Below are 16,327 nucleotides of genomic sequence, written 5' to 3'. Positions count from 1 at the left end.
CAGATCAAAAATCATCAATCGTTAATCAACAATCGTTAATCATAAATGGCTCATCGACACGCAGTGGAGATGAGAGGGAGGGTTTGTTTTGAACTCAATTAATTTAAACTACCTTTATGGAAACATATAATATTAAAGACAAGATTATCCACCCAAACCTTAAATCAAAAATCGACAATCGTTAATCAACAATCAACAATCTGATTTCCTAATACCTCATGCCTCAACCCTCCCTCCTCCACACCGCCATCTCCGCCGCCCTCGAAGCCGGCAAAGCCATCCTCAACATCTACCATTCCGAGAACTTTGAAGTGGAAATCAAAGCCGATAACTCACCCTTAACAAAGGCTGATATTGCTTCGCACAATATCATCATGTCACATTTAAGCGCCACTAATATTCCCGTACTTTCAGAAGAAGGCAAGTCCATTCCTTATAACATTCGAAAAGATTGGAAGCAACTATGGATTGTTGATCCCATTGACGGCACGAAAGAGTTTATTAAGCGCAACGGAGAGTTTACAGTCAACATCGCTCTCATAGAAAATCAAACCCCAGTCCTGGGAGTCATTTTTGTGCCCGTTTCCGGAGACTTGTATTTTTCAATTTCAATTTCAATTTCAACTTCAATTTCAAATTCAAATTCAACTTCGGGTTCCTTCAAAGTTAAAGTCGATCTCAACAATTTTGATGTGGAAACATTGATCAATAAAGCAATAAAATTACCAATCGAACGAGAAGATAAAACCTTCACTATTGTCTCCAGCCGTTCACATGGAAGTGGAGAAACGGAAGCCTACATCAATGACATGCGTAAAAAGCATGGTCATATTAATTTAATAATAAAAGGCAGTTCCTTAAAGTTTTGTATGGTAGCCGAAGGGCAAGCCGATTGTTACCCAAAATTAGGGCCAACGATGGAGTGGGATACGGCGGCAGGTCAAGCCATTTGCGAACAGGCAGGGGTTGAGGTCGTAGATTGGATGACTAAAAAAAGCTTGAATTATAATAAGGAAGACTTATGGAACGGTTATTTTATGGTTCGAAAGAATATATAAGTTTTGGCGATATTGGTAATTTAATTATATTGTACTTTTGAAGGTTGAAACAACCGTTTTTATCACGTCTATCACAATAAACTTTAGGTAGTGCTGGGGTGATGGATCTGAAAGATTAGGAAACAGTAAGTTTACAAAATGCTTTGACGCATTAACCTTGTACAATTAATCGTATTTTAATATGAATAAAGTAAAACATGTTGTATTAACTGGAGGTGTGGGCAGTAGATTGTGGCCCTTATCAAGAATTTCAAGACCCAAACAATATCTTAACCTATTTTCTGAAAGTTCTTTATTTGAACTCACAGTGAAAAGAAATGCAGTTTTTTCTGATGGACTTATCGTCGTAGGCAATCAAATGAACAGAAACCTGTCCAAGGAATCACTCCAAAAATTAAAAGTTGAGAAATTCATTGACATCGTCGAATATTCCCCGCGAAATACGGCTCCTGCAATCGCTTTCGCAGCCTTGGCTTCCGACGCCAGTGATATCCTGTTGGTCACTCCCGCCGATCATATCATCACAGAAGGTCAAGCATACCAGGAAGCTATCCAAACCGGTATTAGCTTAGCAAAAGAAGGAAATATAGTCACTTTCGGAATACAACCTCATAAACCGGAGACAGGATTTGGATATATTGAAGCCAACGGTCAAAATGTAGCTTCCTTTCGAGAAAAGCCCTCTTTAGATCAAGCCACGGAATTTCTGAGCCAAGGTAATTTTTTGTGGAACAGTGGGATCTTTTGTTTTAAGGCCGGAATATTCTTGGAAGAACTTAAAAAGCACAATCCAGAAACTTACGAAAAATCTCTAGTGGCTTGGCAAGCTGCAACAGATAATGAATTGGAAGAAACAACCTCAATGAATATTCCAGATATCAGTGTTGACTATGCGGTGATGGAAAAAAGTGATAGAATAAAGGTAGTCCGATCTGATTTTGAGTGGAGTGATATGGGAAGTTTTGAAGCCATGTACGAGTATTTAAAAGCTCAAGGACATCCTGTGGATGCCTCCGGAAACATGCATATTGGGAAAAATACGCATACCGAGTTTATTGGCGTGCAAGATTGCATTTTGGTTCAAACCGACGATGCGAATCTAATCTTGTCAAAGGAATCTTCTCAAAATGTGAAAAAGATATATCAAGAACTAGAACGTAATAATTCAATTTTAATAAATTAATCTATTTTTGTCCGATTAAAGTTGCGTTGATCTACTAAGAATAGTGATAAATAAAGGTCTTTCAATTTTTTTGATCCTCAATCTCCTTCATTTCGAGGTTTTTGAAAACTATTGCTAAAACATCATAACCCATTCTAATTATGAATTTCACAGCCCTTATTTTCAGTTAAATACGTGTTTAGTCTTTGTTCTTGGTTCTATCAGCGAAGCGGTCTTAATTCTTTTCCAGACAATATTGAAATGAAGTATAAATGTCTGAGATATGACAGTTATAAAGATCAGAAAGAACAATCTATTTTATAAAGTAAGATATTCTTGATATTATTGTAGTATTGCAGACTTTTAAAACGCTTCTAACAGCGTTTTGTCTTTCAGTGTAAGAGATTGGTTTTCATCACGTTTATTAATGTGAGTGATGGTGGCGAAGCCGTTTCTAAAGGACAGCTTCAATAATAGAATGCTGATACGAGATAGGAAATTGTCTCATTTATTTAATAAACAAAAATAGAGATATGTCAAGAAAAATTTTAATTACGGGTGGTGCAGGTTTTATAGGGTCTCATGTGGTGAGACTTTTTGTTAATACATATCCCGAGTATAAAATTATAAATTTGGATAGTCTTACCTATGCAGGTAATCTCATGAATCTTAAAGATATTGAGGATAAGGAAAATTATAAGTTTGTAAAAGGTGATATTACGGATGAGGTATTTATAGAACATTTATTTGAATCTGAAAAACCAGACAGTGTTATTCATTTGGCGGCAGAATCTCATGTGGACAGATCCATTACAGATCCTTTGGCTTTTGCAAAGACCAATATTATGGGCACCATGATTTTGCTAAATGCTTTTAAAAATTTATGGTCAGGTAATTGGGACAATAAGTTGTTTTACCACGTCAGTACTGACGAGGTTTATGGCACCTTAGGAAGTGAAGGTTTGTTTTTAGAAACCACGCCATACAGCCCAAATTCACCATATTCTGCTTCAAAGGCGAGTTCTGACCATTTCGTTAGAGCCTACGGTGAAACCTACAATTTGCCTTATGTGATTTCCAATTGCTCAAATAACTACGGGGCTTTTCAATTTCCAGAGAAACTCATCCCTTTATTTATCAATAATGTCATCCAAGAAAAGCCACTGCCTGTTTACGGTGATGGCAACTATACGAGAGATTGGCTATATGTTGTGGATCACGCCATTGCTATTGATTTGGTTTTTCATAAAGGGGAAATAAAGGAAACTTATAATATCGGAGGCTTTAATGAATGGAAAAATATCGATTTGGTGAAGTTGTTGTGCCAACAAATGGATCTAAAACTAAACCGCGAACCAGGTACGAGTGAAAAATTGATTACCTATGTAAAAGATCGACCGGGACATGATTTAAGATATGCCATTGACGCCACTAAAATCAATAAAGAATTAGGTTGGAGTCCAACGGTAACTTTTGAGGAAGGCCTTTCTAAAACGATTGATTGGTATTTAGAAAACGAAGAATGGCTTAATTCGGTAACGAGCGGACAATACCAAGAGTACTATTCAAAACAATACAACTAAATGAAGAAAATAGACACAGCTATTGAAGGGTGTTTTATACTGGAGCCCAAGGTGTTTAATGATGAGAGAGGCTACTTCTTTGAAAGTTTCAATGAGAATCAATTTCGAGATCTAACGAATACAGATATCCATTTTGTACAGGATAATCAGTCTTTTTCCAAGTTTGGAGTTTTAAGAGGTTTACACGCCCAGGGCGGTGCACACGCTCAGGCCAAATTAGTGCGGGTATTATGTGGCGAAGTATTAGATGTGGCGGTTGACATCCGTAATGGATCTCCTACCTTTGGACAGCACGTTACGGCAATTTTAAGTGCACAAAATCAAAAACAATTTTTTGTGCCAAGAGGATTTTTACATGGATTTGTAGTTCTATCTGAAACCGCGGAGTTTTTCTATAAATGTGATAATTATTATCATAAAGCATCAGAAGTAGGCGTTCGGTATGATGACCCAACTTTAAATATTGACTGGTTACTTACTAAAGATCAAATATCCGTTTCGGAGAAAGATTTAATTTTACCCAAATTTAACGCCGTTTTTCAAAGATAGGATGCAGAAAATTTTAGTTACAGGCGCAAAAGGACAATTGGGTTCAGAGCTACAAACAATTTCAAAGCACTATAATCAATATGAATTTATTTTTGTGGATCGTGAGGAGCTACCTTTAGATGAACTTGACAAAATAAAAGCAGGTCTAAATGAAATCAAACCAGATATCATTGTCAGCGCAGGTGCTTATACGGCTGTAGATCAAGCCGAATCTGAAAAGGAATTAGTTGATTGTGTGAATCATTTAGCAGTCGCTGAAATCGCCAAATGGGCTGCAAATAACCATTCAAAATTAATACATATCTCTACAGATTATGTATTCGATGGGACTAGTAAAACCGCGCTTCATGAAAATGAAAAAACATCACCTATCAACTGGTATGGAGAAACCAAATTAAGAGGCGAGCAAGCTATCCTGAGTTATCTTCCAGAAGGGATTATAATCAGAACATCTTGGGTCTATTCGGAATATGGAAATAATTTCGTAAAAACCATGTTGCGTTTAATGAATGAGAGAGACTCCATTAGTGTGGTCAAAGACCAAATAGGTGCGCCTACTTATGCGTTAGACTTAGCCCATGTCATCATGAAAATCATTGGTTCTGAAAAATGGGTGCCTGGTATCTTTCATTATTCAAATAATGGAGAGACTTCCTGGTACGATTTTGCAAAAGCCATTCATGAAATTTCAGGCTTAGTGTGTGAAGTTAATGGTGTGACTTCAGATCAATTTCCTACTAGGGCTAAAAGGCCTAAATACTCTCTGCTGGATACAACAAAAATTCAAAAAACCTATGATGTCGTTATACCCAATTGGAGAGACAGCTTGGAAAAAGTGTTGAGGCATCGCTTACTAAATAAAAATTAACAAAAATGAAAGGTATTATTTTAGCAGGCGGATCAGGAACGCGATTGCACCCTTTAACGATAGCCGTAAGTAAACAGTTATTGCCCATCTATGACAAACCTATGATTTATTACCCCTTATCGGTATTAATGTTGGCAGGCATAAGAGACATTTTAATTATATCCACGCCTCACGATCTTCCAAATTTTAAAAAGTTATTTGGTGATGGAGAGCACATTGGGATTAACTTAAGTTATAAAGAACAACCAAGCCCAGACGGATTGGCACAAGCGTTTATAATAGGTGAAGAATTTATAGGGAATGACAATGTCTGCTTGGTGTTAGGTGATAATATTTTTCACGGCTCAGGATTACAAAAAATATTGAGAGATGCAGTAAATACTGTTCAAGAAAAAGGAAAGGCAGTTATTTTTGGTAATTATGTAAAGGATCCTGAACGCTATGGTGTCGCAGAATTTGATACAGAACATAACGTGATCAGTATTGAAGAGAAACCTATTAGTCCTAAATCAAATTATGCCGTCGTAGGATTATATTTTTATCCGAACTCGGTTGTGGAAATTGCGAAAAATGTCAATCCATCTCATCGTGGTGAATTGGAAATTACATCCGTTAACCAAGCCTTTTTAGAACAGGAGAATTTGAAACTTCAAATTTTAAGCAGGGGCTTTGCCTGGTTAGATACGGGTACACACGAAGCGCTTACCGAGGCTACAGAATTTGTTAAAGCCGTTGAAAAACGAACAGGTCTTAAAATAGCGTGCTTAGAGGAGATTGCACTGAATTATGGATGGGTAGATAAAAAGAAGATTTCCAAAGAAATAGAAAACTTAAAAGGCGATTATTTTGATTATCTAAAATCCATAATATCAAAATAAAAGAGACTTAAAATGTTGAACTTTTGTTATTGCAATTAATAGCAAAAAAAAATAAACCACTTTATTGAGTAGTGTATTATCAATGTTATAGTAGCTTTACAAGCTCAAAAAATGAAGCATTTAGTTTCAAGTTTTCGGGTTTTAGCGTTTTAGTAAATGTTATTGGATTGGTTGCGGGACCATTCAGTAAGGTTGAATTTTAATAATTATAGAATGAATTTAGAAGAAAAAAATGCCTCCTACACCTTAGTTATAGAACCCAAAACGCGGCTTTTGGATCTTAATTTTAAAGAACTATGGCGCTATAGGGATTTGCTATTACTATTTGTTAGGCGTGATTTCGTTTCAGTATATAAGCAGACCATTTTTGGCCCCCTTTGGTTTTTTATACAACCAATTTTAACTACGATCATGTTCATGGTGGTGTTTGGCGGTATCGCCAAAATGAGTACCGATGGATTGCCACAGGCTGTATTTTACCTTGCGGGAATTGTGAGTTGGAATTACTTTGCAGAAGCATTAAAAACTACATCAGAAACATTCACTGCAAATGCAAGTATTTTTGGTAAGGTATACTTTCCTCGTATTATTACACCCCTATCTATAGTGGTATCCAAGTTGCTCACTTTTGGAGTGCAGTTTTTGTTGTTTCTATTGGTGTTTTTCTACTACTATTGGTTTACAGATGCAGTGTTAAATCCTAATATGGTGTTATTACTGCTTCCTGTTTTAGTGCTTATTACAGCAGGATTAGCCCTGGGGTTGGGGCTGTTGATTACTGCGTTGACCACCAAATATAGAGACTTTAGATTTCTAATAACCTTTGCTATTCAATTGGGTATGTATGCCACTCCTATTATCTACCCGTTAAGTGAAATTGATGACGAGACCTTGAAAATGGTTATTATGGCAAATCCAATGAGTTCAATTATTGAGATCTTTAGATATGCATTTACAGGTGTTGGAGAATTTAGTTGGTTCAGTTTAGCCTATAGTTTTGGTGTCATGATTTTATTAATTATTGTTGGAACTTTAAGTTTTAATAAAGTAGAAAAAACCTTTATGGATACGGTATAATTATGAAGATGGAACCAATAATAAAAATTGAAAATTTAGGTAAACAGTACCGCTTAGGGTCTGTAGGTACAGGTACATTAGCTCATGATATAACCCGATGGTGGTATAACGTGAGGGGCAAAGCAGATCCTTATCTTAAAATAGGAGAAACCAATGACAGAACTACCGTAGGTAATTCAGACTATGTTTGGGCTTTACAGAATGTTAATTTTGAAGTGCAGCCAGGTGAGATTTTAGGGGTCATTGGAAGGAATGGAGCAGGTAAATCTACATTACTTAAACTATTGAGTCGTGTGACGGCACCCTCTACCGGAAAGATAACCTGCCATGGGCGTATAGCCTCATTATTGGAAGTTGGTACAGGATTTCACCCAGAGTTGACAGGTCGTGAAAATATTTATTTGAATGGAGCAATCTTAGGAATGTCCAAAAAGGAAATTTCTTCAAAATTTGATGAAATCGTTGAGTTCGCAGGATGTGCTAAATATATTGAAACACCTGTAAAACGGTATTCTTCAGGAATGTATGTGCGCTTGGCATTTGCAGTGGCAGCACATTTAGAACCTGATATTTTAGTGGTCGATGAAGTGTTAGCAGTAGGAGACGCAGAGTTTCAAAAAAAGGCTATTGGTAAAATGCAGGAGGTGAGTCAGGGTCAAGGGCGTACTGTTCTTTTTGTAAGCCATAATATGGACTCTATACGTAGTTTATGTAATAAAACCGCGGTGCTCTCTGCAGGAACACTCGATTTTATAGGGGATACTGATAAAGCTATTTCACATTATCTTAAGAATGGTAAGGCTGAAACATCTCATCAACAATTTGATAATTATATAAAGGACGAGCTGCAATTACGCAGTATTGAAGTACAAAGCAAAGGTATTACCAATGAGGATATCAAAATCAATGTACACTATACACTTTTTGAAGAGTTGAAAAATCTCAGAATCATACTCAATCTTTTCAACGAGGAAGGTATTATGATTTTATCTACAAGTGATTTTTATAGTCATACTGAAGAGAGAAAACGTGAAGTTGGATCCTATTTAAGTTCTTGTGTAATTCCTAAAAATCTTATGAATTCCGGTAGTTATTTTGTGAGTGTCTCTATAGACATACCTAAAGTTAAAGCGTACTTTGTAGATGAGACTTTAGGGTTCGCCATTGAAGAATTATCACAAAATCAGCTAGGAATTTCATTATCTGGTAAACCAAGAGGGGTTATACACCCACTTTTAGATTGGAATGTAAAAAGAACGAATGGGTAAATTTGTTACAATAAGTAGTTAGTAAAATAGAAATTTAGTGTGTTGTTTAACTAAAAAAGGATTATGGTAATTTGTTTTTATAACACCTAAAAAAGCTTTTGAATTCTTATATACTTCTTTTATAGACCACGACGGTTTAATAGGCAAATCAAACTAAAAAATCAAACAAATGATTATTTATTATTTCGGTGCCGATAATGCTTGGGAACAACAGGATCATAGTTCGTTAAGGCGTCGTAATATGGCTGTTTTGTATGCGTTATCCAAGCAGGAGTCCATTACAAGAATTTATAACATTATAAGATGCAGTCGCAGTACGATTTTTAAAAAACGTAAGTCGCAAAGCGATAAAAATTCAAAAATTGTCAATATTTACGTTGGCCCTATTCTTCCTGAGCGTGGGTTTTTAAAGTCAATTTTTCACCCACTTAATAGGGGGCTGCTAAGATTAATGTACCGCAATGTGTTCTGTATACTGCGAAATCATGAAAATTTGGCATGGTGCTATTGGCCAAAAGGTTATGAAGATTTTGAATATTTGAGTCTTAAGATGGAGATGATATTTGATACGGATCATAATATAATTAATGAACCCAATAATGTAGAGTCAATGAAAATTGAACGTAAAAATCTTTTGATCAGAGCAGGAAAAAGAGCCAAGTTCATCTTAAGCAGTTCGCGATCAATGTTACACTGGTATCAAGAAAAAGGTTTTATAAACACGAAAGTTTTAATGAATGGGCTTTTTGAAGAGCGGATCAACTTACTGCCTCTAGTTAGAGAAGGGAAGCGTTACACAGTTACATATTGTGGAACGCTCTCTAAATGGATTAAAATAGATTGGTTATTCAACATCATTGAGCAACATCCTGAATGGGACTTTAATTTTATTGGTGCAAACTATAAAACAGACATCGATTTACAATTGACAAAATTCTCCAATGTAAAATTGTTTGGTTTCTTGGAACCAAAAGAGGTAGATGTCATATTAAAACATAGTGATGTTTGTTTTGGGTTATATCAAAATGATGCCGCTTTGGATGTGAATAGTATGAAGCTATATGATTATCTGGCACAAGGAATCCCAGTTGTAGTCAATAATTATCATTCAAAACTGAAAGATGATTTTAATGATTTATTGAATATTGCTAACAATTATGAAGAATTTGAAAATTTGTTAGCTAATCCAAAGCCAATGAATATAATTGATTTAGAGCAATTTTTAAAGGTCTCTACTTGGAAGCAACGTGTAAAAAATATTGTAAATGAAATTGTTGCCTAAAATATCAATTGTTATTCCAGTTAAAAATGGCATGGATACCTTGCCTAAAACTATTGCTGGTATTCAAAAGCAAACTCTTTTTTTGCAGTGTGAGGTTGTAGTGATTGATTCAGGGAGTACGGATGGTTCGGTAGAATTTTTGTCCCAATTTCCTTATATTCGTGTTATTCCCATTGACCCAAAAACATTTAATCATGGGGCAACGCGAAATTTTGGCGTACAAAATGCTAAGGGTGAGTATGTGGTGATGACCGTGCAAGATGCCTCGGCTATTGATGAGGTTTGGCTGGAAACTATGCTAAACAATTTTGATGATCCTGAAGTAGCTGCAGTTTGTGGACAGCAAGTTGTACCACATGATGATGATAAAAACCCTCATGAATGGTTTAGACCACAATCCGAACCAAAACCACGTTCAGTGCATTTTCAAAATCCAAAAGATTTTTTGTCATTGTCGCCTCAACAACAACGTCAAAATTGCGGTTGGGATGATGTGAATGCCATGTACCGAAAGGAAATATTGCTACAAGAACCATTTCAGCCGTTGATGTTTGGTGAAGATATGCTCTGGGCGAAAATGGCATTGGAAAAAGGCTATAAAATAATATATGATAATACTGCTAAAGTGAGCCATTATCACTATCAATTTCCAGACTATACCTATAAGAGAACCCTAATTACAAAATTTTTTATTTACCGATGCTTTCAATATATAGATGATAGAACCTACACATTAAAATCTTATGCACTTGTGTTATATAGAACTATAAAGTGGCGCTCTCCGATAAAATGGATTTGGCACAATTATAAAATTATTTACAATCATAGAAAAGCGACAGCGGATTTTATTGCTCATGTAAAAAATGACACTTTAGAAAGCCTAGAGCGAGAGTTGGCAGTTAAAATTCCGATGGGACAGCAAAAATCAAAAAATCAATGAATTTAGAAAATCAACCTCTAGTGTCTGTATTGATGACGGTCTATAATAGAGAAAAATATATTGCTCAGGCCATAGAAAGTGTTTTGGCCTCAACATATAAAAATTGGGAACTTATCGTTGTGGATGACTGTTCAAAAGATGGCTCTGTTGCGATTGCAATTGGTTATGCTGATAAGGACGAGCGGATTAATATTTATTTAAATGAAACCAATCTAGGTGATTATCCGAACAGAAACCAAGCTGCATCTTATGCAAAAGGTAAGTATATAAAGTATGTCGATGCCGATGATATAATTTATCCTTATGGATTAGAGCAGTTGGTTTTTTACATGGAGCAGTTCCCTAAAGCTGGATACGGTCTCCTTTCTTTAAAACGTGAGAAGGAACGCTTTTTGCCGTATTTATTAAGTCCAAACGAGGCATATTTGACTCATTACACTAGTAATCCCATATTTAATAGAGCGCCTCTTTCTTCAATTATAAAGAGAGAACTATTTATACATGTGGGAGGCTTTACCGGTAAAAGAATGCTTGGTGATTTTGAAATGTGGCATATTTTATCAAAAAAATTTAATGTACTACTGATGCCAATAGGAATGGTTGCTTACAGAACGCATGAAGATCAGGAATCTTCTGAGATTAGAAATAATCCATTCGTAGCATTTAAATACACCTTGTTGTCCAAGTCTTTCCTAGATGATAAAGACATACCTTTAAAAAAAGAAGATAGAGAGAACATTTTGAAAATAATCAAGAAAAAGGAATCTAAGGAAATTATATCTGCATTCTATAGACATTCTTTCAAAAAAGGTATGGAATTGTATAAGTATTCTAATCAAAATGTAATGGAAGTATTATATAACTTATTAAATCGATGAAAAAAATATTTGTTTATTGTGCCTGTGATAGATTAAATTATGGAGACTTATTGTTTCCTCTTATTATACAGAAAGTATTTAGTGCCGAGTGTAAATATGAAATTGAAATTATTGGAACTACAAAGTCAGATCTGACACAATACGGTGCGTTAAAATCAAAATCGTATAAGGAATTATGGAATAAAAGACAAAATACAGATAAAGATTTTTTAATTATAGCAGGAGGAGAAGTCCTTGAAACAGAATGGTCATCTACTTTAAGTTTTTTATCTTCTACCTATTATAATTTGTATCATCGCCTTCCGTTCAAGACATTTCTAAATACTTTTGCGCAAAAATATATAGGAAACATAAATGAAATCTTACCTTTCGTCCCGAGTAGTAAGGAATTAATGGGTAATTACCATCTAATATTTAATGCTGTTGGAGGAAACGAAGTATCGACAAATAGATATTCGAAAATAATAGAAAAATCCCTTGAAAATTCGATTTATGCCTCATTCCGAAATGAAAGTATTTTTAATGATATAGAAACTCATTTTTCTCAGGTAAAACCAATACTGTCTCCAGATTCGGCCTTAATTATGAGCGATATATTCACCCACATTCAATCAAAAAAAAATAATGATTATATTATATTTCAAGTTGGATATTTTAAGTCGATGAATAAATTGGAATTAATAGCGAAGCAATTGAATGATTTGCAAATAATTACTAATTTGGAAATATTATTAATGCCCATTGGGTTTTGCTCGGGTCATGATGATTTAAAGGCTTTAAAAATAATTAAAGGATACATTAATAACCCTCAAATTAACCTAAGAATTGAAAAGAATATCTTTTTACTCATGGAATTAATTGCTGGAGCAAAACTCTTTATTGGAACAAGCCTACACGGTGTTATAACTGCAATGTCATATAATATACCTTACGTTGGATTAAATCCAAGTATAAGGAAATTAGAAAATTATTTGGAAACATGGGGCGTGGAAGGTTTAGATACATGTACGGAATATGAGAAAATCACTAATAATGCAATAGATGCTTTAAAAACTGATAAAGAAATTTTGATAAAAAATTCTCAAACTCAAAAAAACATTGTATATCAATCCTTCAATGATATTATTAAATTGATAAATCAATATTAATGAAGATAATTGCTATTATAGTAGCCTATAACGCTGCTAATTGGATTGACAAATGTTTTGGCAGTTTGATAAATTCTTCAGTGTCAATGGACATTATGATGATTGACAATAATTCCACAGATAATTCAGTAGAATTGATTAGAAAAAACTACCCTCAAGTAAAAGTTCATGAATCTGGTATAAACTTGGGTTTTGGGAAAGCAAATAATTTAGGAATTAAAATGGCACTTAATCAAAGTTATGATTATGTTTTTCTTTTAAATCAAGATGCGTGGATAGAGAAGAACACTGTTGAAAAACTAATTAGGGATCATCTCCAAAACACAGAATATGGGGTGATAGTTCCCTTACAAATGAATGGTTCAGGTACCTTATTGGATAGTATGTTTTTGAAATATACTCTTGCTAATAATAGGGAATTGCTTACAAAGGTTATTAGAGAAAGTTCTAAAAATTTTTATCCAGTTGATTTCGCGAATGCGGCTTGCTGGCTACTTCCAGTTTCTACTATCGAAAAAATTGGAGGTTTTGACCCGTTATTTCCACATTATGGTGAAGACGATGATTATTTGAACCGATTAAAACGGCATAATTTGAAAGTGGGGCTAAATATTTCAACAATGGTCTTTCATGATAGAGAAGATCGTAAACCCAAAACGACTTTACGGCATATAGTTAATGAAGTATTCACTAGAGAATTAATTGAATATAAAAATCATAATAATTTACATAAATCTAAAAAACAAATTCTTAAGGATGCTAGTATTTCGAGTATTAAGTTTGTAATGAGTGGCTTCAAGCGTTATTATGTATGTCAAATAATCGCATATTATAAAATCTTTAAAATTTATAGATGTATTGCTCAACATCGAAAAGAAGAAGGGATGTTGCTTCCTCATTATCTCTAAAGCCTTTTTCGAAAAGTCTTAAATTGTAAAACTTCTAGAAATATTGTTGAATTTTTGGAATGCTTCTGATTTGTTGAAAGAAATTCATGCTAAATTAATAAACGAATTTAATGTCACCGAAAGTTTCTGTAATCATACCAGTCTACAATGCGGAAGGATTTATTATTGATACAATAAATTCTATATTAAATCAGACGTACAAAAATATAGAAATAATTATCATTGATGATCACTCTACGGACAACTCTTATGAAATAGCTTTAAGATATACGTCAGACAAGATCATCATTGGAAAAAACCAAAAAAAAGGAGCTTGTGCCGCAAGAAATCGTGGGTTTGAGCTGAGCTCAGGCGATTACATACAATATTTAGACGCTGATGATTTGTTAAGCGAAAACAAAATTCAGAGTCAAGTGGAACTGTTGAAGAACTGCGATGATGTGTGTGTTGCAAGTGGTATGTGGGGGCGTTTTATTACTGATCCAGACAAAGTAAATTGGAGTCACCAAATTATTAATAAAAATTATGAACGTCCATTTTTGTGGTTATTAGATTCATGGAGTGGAAAGGGAATGGGCCAAACTTCAATTTGGTTGACCCCTAGGGCTTTGATAGAACAATCTGGAGAATGGAATGAGAATTTGCAAATTAATCAAGATGGTGAATTCTTTTGTCGTGTTTTATTAAACTCTAAAGCTATTGTTTTTTGTGAGAATGCTAAAGTATTCTACAGATCTGGTAATGCTAATAGTATTTCACAGAGCAATAATTTAAGTTATGAAAAAGCAGAAAGTTTATTAAATTCCTTTATTTCGTATAAATATTATGCAAAACAAAAAGGTTTAGTAAAGGAATTAAAAACAGGTTTAGCACAAAATTTTTTGATGTTCATGTATCAGTTTTATAATTTTTATCCAAATCTTGCTAAAAATGCAGCTAACGAGTTTTACGATTTAGGTTTTATAAAGATGTGGCCTGTGGGAGGATATAAATTTAAAAAACTTTCAAGTATTGTAGGTTTTCAAAAAGCATTACAGATTAAAAAATTATTGAAGTAAAAAGCAGCTCTTGTAAATGTTCAACAACCTTGTTTCAGTCATTATTCCCAATTATAACAGTATAGAGTTTATAAAGGAGACGTTAGATTCTGTTTTTAATCAAAGCTATCCAAATATAGAAGTTATCGTTGTTGATGATAGTTCAACAGATAGTTCTCTTGCATATTTAGAAAGTATAGAAGCAAATAATTTCATTCTAAAAAGAAATATAGGTAAAGGCGCATGTGCAGCCAGAAATTTTGGGATTCAACTAGCCTCAGGCGGTTTTATTCAGTTTTTGGATTCTGATGATATCATAAGTGAAGATAAAATTAAAAAGCAAATGGCTCTGTTAAAAGAAAGTCCTAAAAAAATAGCAGTTTGTAGAACAAAACATTTTACAGAAACCGTTGCCAACGGTGTCATTACTGGTGATGACTTTTTGTATACCACTGATGACGTTGCAGGCTTTCTATTAAATCTTTATGGTGCCAATGGCACTTTTCAATCAGTACAAACGAGTGCTTGGTTAACTCCTAAATCAATAATTGAAAAAGGAGGATTGTGGGACGAGACATTAAAAAAAGACCAAGACGGAGAATTTTTCTGTAGAATGGTCATGGCTTCAGAAGGTGTGCTTTTTGAGCCCAAAGGCCTCAATTATTATAGGAAACATCCATTTGGAACCAATATTGCCAATCAAAAACAGGAAATCCATTTTGATAGTCAACTAAGGGCATTAAACTCTAAAATGGATCAATTAGGTGTAGTAAAGGATACTGATTCCTACAGGAAAGCTATGGCTTTACAGTATAAAATTATAGCTATTGGTGCCTATCCTGAACATAAAACTATATATAAAATAGCTATTGACACTGCTAAACGGTTAGGAGGTAGTACTTATGAGCCTGTCTTGGGAGGTAAGATTATAGAAATTATAAAACATATTTTCGGTTGGCGTACAGCAAAGTCTTTTTCAACTTTTGTACATAAACAAATTATAAAGTAATATATGGTTAATGTATAATAAGAAGCTAAGATTCTTTTTTCGATAAAGAGACAAACACCTATTTTGATGACTTTTTAAATTGAATAAGCGTAATATTCGATTCCTAAGTTTTTCTGATCCAAAAACTTTTGGTGATAATAAATTTACTATTCATAAATTGTGTTTTGGTAATTTCATGTACTCCTATTTTCAAAAAAGATATCGTTTAAAATCTATTGTTTTATTAAGGCATCCTTTTGCCGTTGCAGCATCCTCTTTGAAGTTTGGGAATAATTTTGATTACCATAAGCAAAATTATGGGGTTTGGAGATATGAGGATTCTGAAAAAAGTGGAACTTTCTTTAAAAGTTTTGAGAGCAAATATGACTTAATAGTATCTGCATTTACCTTATTGGTATTTCAGACAATAAGTCAATTTTCTTTTGTTATTGATAATTTAGACAAAGACAATACGCTAATAATCTTTTACGAGGATTTGGTGGTTGAGAAAAAATCAACCTTTAGCGCATTGGAGAAGTTTTTAGAAATGTCTATCAATTATAAGCAATTTGAATCTTTATTGGGTAAGCAAAGCTTTAGTTCTAGTAGCGGCCATACAGAGGATGATTCAATTGCTCAACTTTAAAAATGGAAGACGAGTAGTACTGAAAAGGATATACAAGATGGTCTCAAGATTTTTGAA

The 16,327-nt window shown here is 34.2% G+C and carries 16 protein-coding genes; all 16 read left to right on the top strand.

The genetic code is table 11. From position 1 onward, the window contains the following. The first annotated feature begins 218 nt into the window (after nt 1-218). On the top strand, nt 219-1,058 hold the full coding sequence (gene cysQ / locus ACOH2D_RS15210; protein ID WP_449535755.1) for a 3'(2'),5'-bisphosphate nucleotidase CysQ: 840 nt from the start codon (nt 219-221) through the stop codon (nt 1,056-1,058). A gap of 181 nt (nt 1,059-1,239) precedes the next feature. Further along, a complete protein-coding gene (locus ACOH2D_RS15205) occupies nt 1,240-2,241 on the top strand; it encodes a mannose-1-phosphate guanylyltransferase (protein WP_449535754.1) in 1,002 nt (333 codons plus the stop codon). A 512-nt stretch (nt 2,242-2,753) separates the two neighbouring features. Then, on the top strand, nt 2,754-3,803 hold the full coding sequence (gene rfbB / locus ACOH2D_RS15200; protein WP_449535753.1) for a dTDP-glucose 4,6-dehydratase: 1,050 nt from the start codon (nt 2,754-2,756) through the stop codon (nt 3,801-3,803). After that, nucleotides 3,804-4,352 (top strand): dTDP-4-dehydrorhamnose 3,5-epimerase, encoded by a 549-nt coding sequence (gene rfbC, locus ACOH2D_RS15195; protein ID WP_449535752.1) that lies wholly within the window; start codon nt 3,804-3,806, stop codon nt 4,350-4,352. A gap of 1 nt (nt 4,353) precedes the next feature. Continuing rightward, nucleotides 4,354-5,220: a dTDP-4-dehydrorhamnose reductase gene (rfbD, locus tag ACOH2D_RS15190; RefSeq protein WP_449535751.1), complete on the top strand. Its 867-nt coding sequence runs from the start codon at nt 4,354-4,356 to the stop codon at nt 5,218-5,220. A 5-nt stretch (nt 5,221-5,225) separates the two neighbouring features. After that, complete coding sequence (gene rfbA / locus ACOH2D_RS15185) at nt 5,226-6,098, top strand: glucose-1-phosphate thymidylyltransferase RfbA (RefSeq protein WP_449535750.1); 873 nt, start codon at nt 5,226-5,228, stop codon at nt 6,096-6,098. A 213-nt stretch (nt 6,099-6,311) separates the two neighbouring features. Then, nucleotides 6,312-7,175, top strand: coding sequence for an ABC transporter permease (locus tag ACOH2D_RS15180; protein ID WP_449535749.1), 864 nt, complete (start codon nt 6,312-6,314; stop codon nt 7,173-7,175). A gap of 8 nt (nt 7,176-7,183) precedes the next feature. After that, nucleotides 7,184-8,443 carry an ABC transporter ATP-binding protein gene (locus ACOH2D_RS15175; RefSeq protein WP_449535748.1) on the top strand — a complete coding sequence of 420 codons (1,260 nt, stop codon included), beginning with the start codon at nt 7,184-7,186 and terminating at the stop codon, nt 8,441-8,443. A gap of 169 nt (nt 8,444-8,612) precedes the next feature. After that, nucleotides 8,613-9,725, top strand: a complete 1,113-nt coding sequence (locus tag ACOH2D_RS15170; protein WP_449535747.1) for a glycosyltransferase family protein — start codon at nt 8,613-8,615, stop codon at nt 9,723-9,725. After that, nucleotides 9,715-10,665 (top strand): glycosyltransferase family 2 protein, encoded by a 951-nt coding sequence (locus ACOH2D_RS15165; protein ID WP_449535746.1) that lies wholly within the window; start codon nt 9,715-9,717, stop codon nt 10,663-10,665. The genes ACOH2D_RS15170 and ACOH2D_RS15165 overlap by 11 nt, the downstream gene beginning before the upstream one ends. Continuing rightward, complete coding sequence (locus ACOH2D_RS15160) at nt 10,662-11,543, top strand: glycosyltransferase family 2 protein (RefSeq protein WP_449535745.1); 882 nt, start codon at nt 10,662-10,664, stop codon at nt 11,541-11,543. Before ACOH2D_RS15165 ends, ACOH2D_RS15160 begins: the two co-directional genes overlap by 4 nt. Beyond that, the gene (locus ACOH2D_RS15155) at nt 11,540-12,691 is read left to right on the top strand and encodes a polysaccharide pyruvyl transferase family protein (protein ID WP_449535744.1); all 1,152 of its coding nucleotides are present in this window, start codon (nt 11,540-11,542) and stop codon (nt 12,689-12,691) included. Before ACOH2D_RS15160 ends, ACOH2D_RS15155 begins: the two co-directional genes overlap by 4 nt. Beyond that, complete coding sequence (locus tag ACOH2D_RS15150) at nt 12,691-13,599, top strand: glycosyltransferase family 2 protein (RefSeq protein ID WP_449535743.1); 909 nt, start codon at nt 12,691-12,693, stop codon at nt 13,597-13,599. The genes ACOH2D_RS15155 and ACOH2D_RS15150 overlap by 1 nt, the downstream gene beginning before the upstream one ends. Before the next feature lie 110 nt (nt 13,600-13,709). Then, nucleotides 13,710-14,657 carry a glycosyltransferase family 2 protein gene (locus tag ACOH2D_RS15145; protein WP_449535742.1) on the top strand — a complete coding sequence of 316 codons (948 nt, stop codon included), beginning with the start codon at nt 13,710-13,712 and terminating at the stop codon, nt 14,655-14,657. A 16-nt stretch (nt 14,658-14,673) separates the two neighbouring features. Next, nucleotides 14,674-15,645, top strand: a complete 972-nt coding sequence (locus tag ACOH2D_RS15140; protein WP_449535741.1) for a glycosyltransferase family 2 protein — start codon at nt 14,674-14,676, stop codon at nt 15,643-15,645. A gap of 79 nt (nt 15,646-15,724) precedes the next feature. Beyond that, a complete protein-coding gene (locus ACOH2D_RS15135) occupies nt 15,725-16,270 on the top strand; it encodes a sulfotransferase domain-containing protein (protein ID WP_449535740.1) in 546 nt (181 codons plus the stop codon). Nucleotides 16,271-16,327 lie beyond the last annotated feature (57 nt).

Source organism: Gelidibacter sp. (genome assembly GCF_053579655.1).
Note: the sequence above shows the minus strand (reverse complement) of the source record. Positions and strands in the feature narration are given on the sequence as shown.